Origin of the sequence: Bacillus sonorensis NBRC 101234 = KCTC 13918 (assembly GCF_001592005.1) — a bacterium.
Classification (GTDB): domain Bacteria; phylum Bacillota; class Bacilli; order Bacillales; family Bacillaceae; genus Bacillus; species Bacillus sonorensis.
Map to the genome: position 1 here is coordinate 1 of NZ_BCVZ01000050.1, position 1,797 is coordinate 1,797.

Genomic DNA, 1,797 nt, shown 5'->3' on the forward strand with positions numbered 1-1,797 from the left:
GATCGTCGGGTGCTGGAACAGGTCTTTCATTTCAAGCTTCCAGCCGTGCTGCTGAAGGCGGCTCGCCATTTGAATCCCTTTGATCGAGTCCCCGCCGAGCGCAAAGAAATTGTCGCTGATTCCGATTCGGCCAATGCCGAGAACCTCCTGCCAAATATCGGCAAGCAGCTGTTCAATATCCGTTCTCGGCGCTTTGTATTCAGCTGTCCGCGCTTTTAGGTCAGGCTGCGGAAGCGCCCGTTTATCGACTTTTCCGTTCGCCGTCATCGGCAGCTCATCGAGCTGCACCCAATAAGCGGGCACCATGTAGTCCGGCAGCGTCTTCGCCAACTGGCCGGCGAGGCTTTCTGTGTCAAGCCTTTCAGCTGATGTGACATAGCCGCAAAGCGCTTTGTTGCCGGAGGCGTCCTCAATGTCAGTGACGACCGCTTCCTGTACGCCCGGAAGCTTGGCCAGCTGGACTTCGATTTCTGAAAGCTCGATCCGGAAGCCGCGGATGTTGACCTGCTGGTCGATCCGGCCGATATATTCGATCCGGCCGTCCGGAAGCCACCTGACCGCATCACCCGTCCTGTACATCCGCTCGCCCGGTGCGAACGGGTCCTCTGTAAAACGCTTCTCCGTTTCCTCCGGTTTGTTGAGGTAGCCGCGCGCAAGCCCCCGTCCGGCGATGCACAGTTCACCCGTCACACCGGCAGGCTGGACTTGATTGTGCTCTCCGAGCACATAAACGCGCGTGTTGGCAATCGGCTTGCCGATCGAAAGCATTCCTTCATCAGGATCAATCGCACCGCTTGTGGCGACGACCGTGTTTTCCGTCGGACCGTAGTTGTTGACGAGCGTATAGCCGCGCTTTTCCACCCGTTTCAGCCTGTCACCGCCCGTCAGAAGCACGCGCAGTGACCGGTTGTCCAGCTCCATAAACTGCTCGCACAGCTGTGTCGGCAGGAATGTGATCGTGATGCCGTGCTCTTCGAAATATCGATTCAGGCGGACGATGTCCATCCGAATCGCTTCATTGATGATATGCAGCTCGGCTCCGGCTATCCAATACGGGAACATTTCCCACACAGATGCGTCAAAGCCGAAGCCGGCGTATTTCGCGCTCTTGTCGTGTTCTGTGACGTTGAACGCGTCATTGTGCCAATAGCACAAATTTACGAGCGACTGGTGCTCGACCATGACGCCTTTCGGCTGGCCCGTCGTGCCTGATGTGTAGATTAAGTACGCGAGATTGTGAGGCTCAGCTCCGGACTGAGGGTTGACATCGTCTTCAGGCGATATATCCCCGCTCAGTACAGAATCGAGTAGAATCGCTTCCCCGCAGAAGCCGTCAGGCACGGCTACACCCGTTTGCGTCAGCAGGAGCTCCGCTCCGCTGTCTTCCAAAACATATTTGATTCTTTGTTCCGGATAGCCAGGGTCGATCGGCACATATGCCGCTCCCGCTTTTAAAACCGCCAGCACGCCGGACGCCATGTCAAGGGACGGCTTAACCATGATGCCGATCCGCTGTTCCGGACGCACACCTTTTTCGATGAGCAGGCGGGCCAGGCGGTTCGCGCGGGCGTTGAGCTCCCTGTACGTCCAGCGGCGGCCGTTGTACACCGCTGCCCCGTGGTCAGGGGTGCGGTTCACCTGCGCTTCAAACAGCTCATGAATCGTTTTGTCCGCCGGCACTTCCAGCTCCGTCTCATTCCACACTTCGACGATGCGGCGTTTTTCCGCTTCATTGAGCAGGGAAAGGTCTGAAAGGGGGACATTCGGGTTTTGCGCAACCGCTTCGAGCAGATTGAG

1 protein-coding gene is annotated in these 1,797 nt (G+C 57.5%); it reads right to left on the bottom strand.

The window, feature by feature from the left end; all coding sequences use genetic code 11:
• A partial coding sequence (locus BTR1S_RS21415; RefSeq protein ID WP_156483228.1) for a non-ribosomal peptide synthetase occupies nt 1–1,797 on the bottom strand: 1,797 nt, incomplete at both ends.